Annotated in this window: 13 protein-coding genes; 4 read left to right on the forward strand and 9 right to left on the reverse strand. The window is 61.1% G+C overall.

All coding sequences use genetic code 11. From position 1 onward, the window contains the following. Window positions 1-330: 330 nt before the first annotated feature. Window positions 331-516 (forward strand): hypothetical protein, encoded by a 186-nt coding sequence (locus tag AruPA_RS20940; protein WP_265638685.1) that lies wholly within the window; start codon window positions 331-333, stop codon window positions 514-516. An 11-nt stretch (window positions 517-527) separates the two neighbouring features. Next, window positions 528-710 (forward strand): hypothetical protein, encoded by a 183-nt coding sequence (locus AruPA_RS20945; protein ID WP_265638686.1) that lies wholly within the window; start codon window positions 528-530, stop codon window positions 708-710. A 152-nt stretch (window positions 711-862) separates the two neighbouring features. Here AruPA_RS20945 and AruPA_RS20950 read toward each other — a convergent pair whose 3' ends face one another. From AruPA_RS20950 to AruPA_RS20990, 9 genes are all read right to left on the reverse strand, one after another. After that, a complete protein-coding gene (locus AruPA_RS20950; protein WP_265638687.1) occupies window positions 863-1,282 on the reverse strand; it encodes a secondary thiamine-phosphate synthase enzyme YjbQ in 420 nt (139 codons plus the stop codon). Beyond that, window positions 1,279-1,857: a tyrosine-type recombinase/integrase gene (locus AruPA_RS20955; protein WP_265638688.1), complete on the reverse strand. Its 579-nt coding sequence runs from the start codon at window positions 1,855-1,857 to the stop codon at window positions 1,279-1,281. The genes AruPA_RS20950 and AruPA_RS20955 overlap by 4 nt, the downstream gene beginning before the upstream one ends. 169 nt (window positions 1,858-2,026) lie before the next feature. Continuing rightward, complete coding sequence (locus AruPA_RS20960) at window positions 2,027-2,317, reverse strand: WGR domain-containing protein (protein WP_265638689.1); 291 nt, start codon at window positions 2,315-2,317, stop codon at window positions 2,027-2,029. A gap of 471 nt (window positions 2,318-2,788) precedes the next feature. Further along, a complete protein-coding gene (locus AruPA_RS20965; protein WP_265638690.1) occupies window positions 2,789-3,136 on the reverse strand; it encodes a PEP-CTERM sorting domain-containing protein in 348 nt (115 codons plus the stop codon). A gap of 224 nt (window positions 3,137-3,360) precedes the next feature. Next, window positions 3,361-3,951, reverse strand: a complete 591-nt coding sequence (locus AruPA_RS20970; protein WP_265638691.1) for a nucleoside 2-deoxyribosyltransferase — start codon at window positions 3,949-3,951, stop codon at window positions 3,361-3,363. Window positions 3,952-4,086: 135 nt separating this feature from the next. Beyond that, entirely contained in the window at window positions 4,087-4,515 is a 429-nt protein-coding gene (locus AruPA_RS20975) for a hypothetical protein (protein WP_265638692.1), read from the reverse strand. Between the two features lie 2 nt (window positions 4,516-4,517). Next, a complete protein-coding gene (locus AruPA_RS20980; RefSeq protein ID WP_265638693.1) occupies window positions 4,518-5,228 on the reverse strand; it encodes a hypothetical protein in 711 nt (236 codons plus the stop codon). Then, window positions 5,225-6,064 carry a hypothetical protein gene (locus tag AruPA_RS20985; protein ID WP_265638694.1) on the reverse strand — a complete coding sequence of 280 codons (840 nt, stop codon included), beginning with the start codon at window positions 6,062-6,064 and terminating at the stop codon, window positions 5,225-5,227. The genes AruPA_RS20980 and AruPA_RS20985 overlap by 4 nt, the downstream gene beginning before the upstream one ends. A 3-nt stretch (window positions 6,065-6,067) precedes the next feature. Next, the gene (locus tag AruPA_RS20990) at window positions 6,068-6,598 is read right to left on the reverse strand and encodes a hypothetical protein (protein ID WP_265638695.1); all 531 of its coding nucleotides are present in this window, start codon (window positions 6,596-6,598) and stop codon (window positions 6,068-6,070) included. A 274-nt stretch (window positions 6,599-6,872) separates the two neighbouring features. Here AruPA_RS20990 and AruPA_RS20995 point away from each other — a divergent pair, with 274 nt between their 5' ends. Next, complete coding sequence (locus AruPA_RS20995) at window positions 6,873-7,253, forward strand: hypothetical protein (RefSeq protein WP_265638696.1); 381 nt, start codon at window positions 6,873-6,875, stop codon at window positions 7,251-7,253. Continuing rightward, window positions 7,253-7,900, forward strand: coding sequence for a hypothetical protein (locus AruPA_RS21000; protein ID WP_265638697.1), 648 nt, complete (start codon window positions 7,253-7,255; stop codon window positions 7,898-7,900). Before AruPA_RS20995 ends, AruPA_RS21000 begins: the two co-directional genes overlap by 1 nt. Window positions 7,901-7,993: the final 93 nt, after the last annotated feature.

The following is a 7,993-nucleotide window of genomic DNA, read 5'->3' on the forward strand; positions in this document are numbered from 1 at the left end:
TCAGGATCGCCGTCAGCGGATCCTCAACGTCTCCGGGCTTGCGGAAGGGAAGAATAGTGCTATCGCTCGTCATAGGCGTATCGCTCCTTCAAGAGGTTCAGGCAGGCTTCCACCCGCCTCGATACGCCACCTTTCTCGCCAAGCCATCACCCAATTTCGGCCATAGCTCGCTGCGAGATTCGGTGAACCGCTTTAAGGTGGCGGTGCTATTCATACCGCAGCGGTATCAGTATTAGAGAAAGTTACCAGCTTAATACATTTCATGGTTGGACTTATCTGTCGTCGCAGAGCAGGGGACCCCCTGCATCATTTGATCGAGGAGAGACTCCCATGCGTAAGTTCACCCTTCTGGCGTCAGTTCTGACCATCGCCGGTGCATTCGCACCTATGGCGGCGAACGCTTCGGTCGGCACGTCGATCTACCAGCCCGGCCCGATCATCGTTCACGCGCCCTCGAACGCCTCGACCGTCAAACACGCCAAACTGGCCGAAGGCACGCCTCTCCACCCGAATTAAGGATTTGTGCCATGACCAAAATGACCGCTATCGCTGTTTTCGCTGCCACTTTCGGCCTCGCCATGCCGCTGATCGCGCAAGCCGCGCCGTCACCGACCCAGCATGAGCAACTGGTCCAGAAGATCAACAACGCGTACGGCACGCAATTTCGCACGATTGCTCCCTCCGTTACCGCACCTAGCCCCAGCCGCTAAGTGTAGGCGCTCGCAATCATCCGGGCTCTTGGTCGCAAACAGAGGCGATTCCTGCTTGGATCATCTGACCAGAATCGACTGTTCTCCGTTGCCCGGCGCGCGGCCGCCGCTCCCCGCGCGGTTCAGTCGCTCAGCCTACAGAGTTTCGCGGCTCACTCCCCAAGCAAGTGCAACACGATCTCGCGCCGGTGGGGTCGGCGCCGATGCTCGAACAGATAGAGCCCCTGCCATGTCCCGAACACCGGCCGTCCGGCCGCCACGGGAATGCTGATCTGGGTTTCGGTCAGCATGGTGCGCAGATGGGCCGGCATATCGTCCGCTCCCTCGTTCTCATGCGCATACCGGCCGGTATCCTCGGGCACGAGCGCCTCGAAAAACCGCAGGATATCCGCTCGCGCGGTCGGATCGGCGTTCTCCTGCACCGTGAGGGATGCCGAGGTATGTCGGCACCATACCGTCAGCAACCCGGTCTCGATCCCCTGCGTCGCTGTCCAGTCCACCACGGGCCGGGTGATGTCGGTCAACCCTTTGCCCCGTGTCTCGATGGCCAGCCGGTGCAGCGCCTGTCTCATCCCCACATCCGCCGTGCGATATCCTGCTCTTCGGCACCGATCGCATCGGCGTAGATCGCGGTGGTCGAGAGTTGCGCATGGCCAAGCCATTTTTGGACCAGATTGAGCGGGATACCGGCGGAGACCGCGGCCACGCCCAATCCATGGCGCAGGCCTTTGGGGGAAGCGTGCGGACCGGTCAGTTCGGCCGCCACCATCACCGCATGGATCGCACGCCAGCCGGTCATGCGGGACCAGGGCCAGAGCCGGATGTCACGCCCCTTGTCGCGGCGCGATTGGCATTCACGGATGCCGTGCACTAGATCGAGGGCTTCGAGCAGGGCAGGGGGCACCGGGACCGGTCGGTAGACCCCGCTGCGACGCTTCTTGAGCGTTTCGAATACCAATGCGCCGGATGACAGATCGACCCGATCGGCGGTGAGGGCGAGAGCCTCGGATAATCGACAGCCGGCATAGGCCAGCGTCATACAAAGGGTCCGAATCTGGCGATCCTCCCGTTCTGCCGCGCGGAGGAAGATCGATCGCTCTGCAGCGGTAAGATACTTCCGGGCACCCGTGACATCGAACAGGCTCATGCCATGCGGCGCAGCATGACCGGAGCGACCGCTCGGTCGTACTGCGGGTGATGATTCGATGACTGGAGGCTTCGTTAGTACAGCTTTTGCATCCGCCAACACATTATCCCCAGGCTTATCCCGTTTGCTGTGGATAACAACCGGGCGACGTTTGGGCCGAGGTTGTGGATCAGACGGCATGCTGATCCTGATAGCCGCGTCGACGCTTGCGGCGGGCGAGGGATGCCAGCGCATCGAGCGCGCTGCCGAAATCCGGATACGGTTCGAGCCGCATCCGGCAACTGTAGCCGATCCGTCCCCAGCGCCGCGCCAACACGACGGCGCCGAACAGGTCCGCCTGGATCTCGATCTCGTAGTAACGCCGCTCGTTCAATGCCGGCTGGATGCGGGTCAGGGTGACCCGATCGGGAAACAGCGGCAACTGCACCGGGGCGGGGCGCTGGGTCTGCAGTGGACGCACGCGTGCACGGCGCCGGTATTTGGGTCCGCCGGGTTCGATCGGGGTGGGATCTGGCAAATCGGGAGGCATTACGCGAAAAGTGTATCATACACGCCCGATCGACGGAACGGACACTATGATCCTGATCGATAAAATTATGGGCCACGACCGGGACGCGGGAAGGGCAGGGGATGCCATCGCCCGAGACGGGTTCAACAGGTTTGCAAACGGCAATCGTCGCTGGCGGGACAACCAGCCGAGCGATCGCGCGATTATCGCGCCTCGATCCCTCCGCTCGCCGACGCGCTCAGTGGCACCGATCTGTTACACTATTGATTTTAGTGTATCAGGACGACAAGCATAGCCGGCTATTTCACCCTGACTCAACCAAAATCATCACCGGTAAATCCGGTGCAGTTCACCATTGTCATCGAAGCCTACCGACTTCGATGACCTGAACAATGGTGATACTGACAACTCTGGAAACGGGTTTTAAATCAACGCACCGTGCCTGCGGGTCCCGAACAATCCCAGTAGGACCAGCCCCGTACCAAATATGACGAGCGAGGCCGGTTCAGGAACAGCCACTGCACCCACAACATTTCCGGTAACCGCGCCCGGTCCAAAATTCTCGCCTTGAGTAGGGTCGGTACCGTAATTGAAGTTACCGTCGAAGTTGAATGAGGTCATTGGGCTAGGAAGATAAATACCGCCAGATAGACCAGCACTGTTCGCTCGTGCCGTGGATATTGCGACGAAGTTGGCAAGATTGGTCAGCGAACCGCCTGAAGCAAAAGTTGCAACGGGGATCAAACCGAACACGCCCTCGGATTGCGTCACGGTTGTGCCCAATATGTCAGCGTTGGTAATGTTTCCGTCGTGACAGAGTTATGTGCGACATGGGCAGCGACAATTTGGGCTGTCAGCTGCAGAAGAAGTTGGTTGTCTTTCATATTGGCCATCAGTGTTCTTTCAACAGTTAGACGTAAAAACTTTTATTGATTAAATATATTAAAAGAATATTTCAAGGGTTCGATTGCCGCTGTTCGCCTTGGGCCGGGATATCAATTACATGTTGCTGACCCAAAGGCGATGTTTTTCCACGAGGCCAGTTTATCCGCGGCAAGACGGACACATTTTTCGAACACGTTGAGCGCGTCAAAGGGTTCATCCTGATCTGAGTCAGGGAGAATAATCATCCCTCCGCCACCTTGGAGCACGGCGCCTGGGATCATCAAATTATCCGGCAGCCCAAACCCTTCGACAGCGATGCCACGCATAGGATCGGGTACGGCGTTGGCTTGGTCCTTGCTGCGTTGATCGAACAAGCGCGCGGAATTCGAGTAACCGAAGATCGGTTTGCCCCGGCCGAGGAACCAGCCGATTTCGACGAGCGTGCCGGCATCGGCCGATGCCCCCCGAAACGGTGTGAGGTTGGCGATGATGATATCGCTCGCCTCCATCATCTCAATGTCTTTGTGGAAAATATCGGACCACGCGACGGCTGTGACCGAGTTGTCGGCAGGCCCGGCATCTTCGTTGAGAGGCGCGAGGCCGACAATCCCGTGCCGTGCGCAGATCTCGATCTTGCGACGGGCATGCTCAAGGGCGTTGGGCAGGAACACGTCGGGTCCCGCCAGATATGCTTTGATCATTTGGTTGGACCTCATTCGTTATGGGGTGTGGGCGGCAATCGCCGAGCGTGGATATCGCGCGTCATCACGAGTTTAACCCCGCTGTCGGTAACCGAGCCGACATGGTTGGCCGTGCGGCTTGAGTGCCGGGGGTGTTCAGATGAACGGTTCATCCAGCCCCCGGCGGAACCATACGGCCGGATGATCGAAGCGGGCCATGATCAGAAACCGGTGCTGGCTGATCCGATATTCAAGGACGGTCATGCCGCGCGCCACGATCATCGCGACCAGGCCGACACCGAACATGAGCAGGTTTTGCCCTTCCGTGCCGGGCACCTGATATTGCAAGAGAGCGGCCGAGAGGATGCAGGCCCACGCCGCGAATTTGACCGCCCATCGGAACCATAGGGCGACCATCAGGAACTGCATGGCGATCTCGCCGATGATCGCCCGGGCGAGCCGGCCAAGGCCGAGCACCAGACCGATCGCCGTGCCACCAATCCAGGCGAAGATGCGGCCGAGCACGGCACTAGCCGCGCGCATAGACCCGGCGATGGAGGACTGGACGACCAACGCGTTCGGCATGGTCATTGGCTCCCGTGAGCAGTGGGCGGAACGTAGGGCGTGGTCCAGAGCCACATATGGCAGGCGGTTCGACCGTCCTGCCTGGCGAGATTGTGACCGTGGCACTTGTCCATCACCGCGACGATCGGATTATCGCGCATGAGATTGTTCCAATCGTGCAGCGCTGCAGTCCCACCTTGCGCTAGGACAGCGTTGGCGATCGGGGTGGCGGAGCGGATGGTGGTTGCGGCGGCATAATGCCCGACCTGGTAGCCACGCCAGTATCCGGCACCGGCGCCGAGCAGGAGGATGCCGATCATTGCCGTTGCGGCGAGGACGATGGTGCGCCACCAGATGAGTTTCGAGATCGCGGCGAGTTTGTATTCGGCAGAGCGCGCGATCGAGCCGACGATTTGCCGGGCGGTCTCGGCATGGGCGGCCTCGACTTCCGCTTTGGCGGATCTCACGACGGCATCGGCCATCCGGGTCAAATCGTTGCGCGATTGTCGGATGGCGTTGAAGTCGCGATCGATGTTCAGGCGATGGTTGGAGAGCGCTTCCGCGTCTGCGGCGTAGATCTCCAGATGGGATTTCAGGGTGGCCTGGATCGCCCGGACGACATGCACCAGCGGATCGTTTTGCAGACGTGAGAGCTGGATTGCGTTTTCCAGCTCATCGATCGCCTTGTTGACCGCAGCGAGGCCCGGTTGCGGTTCGTGCGGGATATCGTTCATGGCAGCCAGGTGGCGACCGTCGCGAACTCATAATCCATCCGATCGAGCCACTGCCGGATGCGGGCGCGATCGAAGGGGCCGAGGGCGGGCTGCACCAGGGCATCGCGGGCTTCGATGAAGGAGATCCGCCGTTTCTCGATTTCAGCGGCGGGGATCAGCCGGGGAAACCGCACCACGATCGCGCCGGCATCGACCGCCGCGCGGAACACGCTATGCCCCTGAACGCTGGCGAAGCCGGTTTCGGGATCGACGCCGGCCCCGAGCAGGCCCTCGTTCAGAATGAGCACGGTTGCCGCGGGTGAAAAACCCCGGTTGCGCAGGGTCGCGAGCGGGGAGAGATCATCGGGTTGGGGGCCGAGGAGATAGGCCACCACCAGTTCGGCACCGGTCTCATGCACCATGGCCGGCATATCGGGCACTTCGCCGGCGAGCTGGATGAGAGCGGTATCGCCCCCGCCGAGATCGATCAGGGTCGAGACCTGGTTTGTCATCGTATTGCCGATGATTTTCTGGAGCCATTGGACGGTGCCGGCATCATCGAGCGTGGGCGCCCGGACGACGCCGCTCATGTAGCTGGTCAGGGTGGCATTGGTCCGATCGAGATCGGCGAGAACGACGGCATTGTCCGAGGAGGCGGCCCGTTCACCGATCCAACGGATCAGGGTGGTCTTACCGGTGCGGCCGCGACCGACCACAAGCCAGCATTTTGGTCGTCCGGAGAGATCGAGGCGGGCGACGGGGCGAGGTCTGGTCTTATCGAGAGGGGCGGGACCCTGAATGCCGACGCTGATTTCCGGGATGGTCGGCTCAGTGGGCAGTGCTGCGGCTTTTTTCATGTCTCATTCCTTTGCAGGCGTCGGTTTGGCACGGACAGAAGCGAGAGCGGCATTGGCATCATTGGCGCTGCGCTCGGCGGTCGCGACGATACCGGACTTGGATTGCTGATGGCGGAGCCGGATGGTCGGCAACGGTTTATCGAACAGATCGCCGGCGACGATTTCCGGTTCGATGGGATCGAAGCCGGACCGGGATGGTGCCGGCGCCGATGCGGGCGGGGGTGCCGGAGAGGGAGAGGAAGCCGGAGAGGAAGAGGGTGATGGCGTCGGTATGACCGGATCTGGAGGATTGTTCGCGACATATTTGCGGGCGCGTTCCCAGTAGGAGCGAACGGTGCGTGGTTTCAGGGGATTATCAGCCGCATCCCTGAATCCGGCTTCGGTGAGTCGTTCGGTGACGTAGGTCCAGTTGATCCGGTGCCGGCGGATCAGTGCGAGCAATTCGTCATGATGATCGATCATCCACAGCAGGGCGGGTGCCCGTGTTCCGGTGCCCTTACCCAGCGCGTCGACGGAGAGTTCAGGTCCATTCATCCGCCGATTTCATTCCAATCGTTTGCCACTGTCAATATACGCCAATGATCTGCCATAGAACTGACATCGAGTTTTCGGGCCATTGGCCACAGAATTGCCAATGATACGCCATAAGTACGGCAGCTAAATGCCAATGTATCCGCCATGGGTATGACAATGAAATGCTCGTAGTTTGCCAGAGGTGTGGGAAGAGAGAAGTCTACAGACCATTACACCTATGGAGCTTGCGCACGTCTGTGGGTTTGACGTAGCGTTCCGGCAGAAGAAACCCAGCATGAGTTCCGACCCGACTGCCATGACTTCGAGTGTCGAAACAGCCATCGATCGGCTGACTGCGGCGATGCGTCTGATGATCGAGACGCAGAACACGCAGGGGAAAATCCTGATGGAGATCCTGCGGCTGGCGCAGCCGAGCGCGGAGGAATCACCGCTCGAGGCGGCGATGGCGGAGATTGTGAGCGCGCTCCGCGATCAGACGGCGGTGCTGGAGCGGATCGATGAGACGATGGCGAGCATCGCACCGGATGTCGAAGCCGGGGTGTTGCGCGGGCTAGCCGGCGCTCTAGGGGTCGACGAGGCCCCCGATCATCCGCCAAGTGAGGCGGACGCAGCAGCCGAACCGCCCCCGCCCCCGCCGGCGGGCGCGGCCGGCTGATGCTATCGTTCCGGGCAGGATCGGCCGCCTCGGGCTCGAAGATGGCCGATCACGTCCATAAGGACACGATTGATGAGTTCCGCCAGCAGCTCGCCGGCTATTATCAGAGCGTTCTGGGTGCCGACGCCGAAAGCGAGGCGATGGTTGCTCTGGGTGCGGGCGGGCAGTCGTTTATCGAGCCGCGCCGGGACATGGATTCGACGGTATCGGCAGCGCTGGGGATCGATTTAAGCCGACCGATCACCAGGGACGAGGTTGCCAATCTGCTATCGGGCAACCGGGCAGACGGGGCGCCGATCGCGGGCAAGCAGTATCAGCGGGCAGTCTCGCCGCTCAGCGAGATTTTCGGGCTGGACCCTGACCGGCCGGCGACGCGCGCCGAGCTGGAAAACGTGCTGGACGGCAAGCGGGCCGATGGCTCGGCGTTGCCGGTGCCCGAGGGCATGGCGCAGCCGGCGAAGCCCGATGCCGTGCCGAATGAGGATTACGACGCCGGCATGGCGGCCGAGATGGCGGCCATGGCGGAGATGGGCGGCGAGCCGGCGGGGCCGCCGGATGGCGCCTGGATCGACCAGGAGCTATGGCCGAAATTGGGTGATGGCTTGGTGAGAAAGGTGGCGTATCGAGGCGGGTGGAAGCCTGCCTGAACCTCTTGAAGGAGCGATACGCCTATGACGAGCGATAGCACTATTCTTCCCTTCCGCAAGCCCGGAGACGTTGAGGATCCGCTGACGGCGATC

It is taken from the genome of Acidiphilium sp. PA (assembly GCF_026191915.1).
GTDB lineage: Bacteria > Pseudomonadota > Alphaproteobacteria > Acetobacterales > Acetobacteraceae > Acidiphilium.

Coding starts and splice junctions, on each gene's coding strand:
- AruPA_RS20940 (WP_265638685.1), top strand. CDS start 331: ATGCGTAAGTTCACCCTTCTGGCGTCAGTTCTGACCATCGCCGGTGCA.
- AruPA_RS20945 (WP_265638686.1), top strand. CDS start 528: ATGACCAAAATGACCGCTATCGCTGTTTTCGCTGCCACTTTCGGCCTC.
- AruPA_RS20950 (WP_265638687.1), bottom strand. CDS start 1,282: ATGAGACAGGCGCTGCACCGGCTGGCCATCGAGACACGGGGCAAAGGG.
- AruPA_RS20955 (WP_265638688.1), bottom strand. CDS start 1,857: ATGAGCCTGTTCGATGTCACGGGTGCCCGGAAGTATCTTACCGCTGCA.
- AruPA_RS20970 (WP_265638691.1), bottom strand. CDS start 3,951: ATGATCAAAGCATATCTGGCGGGACCCGACGTGTTCCTGCCCAACGCC.
- AruPA_RS20975 (WP_265638692.1), bottom strand. CDS start 4,515: ATGCCGAACGCGTTGGTCGTCCAGTCCTCCATCGCCGGGTCTATGCGC.
- AruPA_RS20980 (WP_265638693.1), bottom strand. CDS start 5,228: ATGAACGATATCCCGCACGAACCGCAACCGGGCCTCGCTGCGGTCAAC.
- AruPA_RS20985 (WP_265638694.1), bottom strand. CDS start 6,064: ATGAAAAAAGCCGCAGCACTGCCCACTGAGCCGACCATCCCGGAAATC.
- AruPA_RS20990 (WP_265638695.1), bottom strand. CDS start 6,598: ATGAATGGACCTGAACTCTCCGTCGACGCGCTGGGTAAGGGCACCGGA.
- AruPA_RS20995 (WP_265638696.1), top strand. CDS start 6,873: ATGAGTTCCGACCCGACTGCCATGACTTCGAGTGTCGAAACAGCCATC.
- AruPA_RS21000 (WP_265638697.1), top strand. CDS start 7,253: ATGCTATCGTTCCGGGCAGGATCGGCCGCCTCGGGCTCGAAGATGGCC.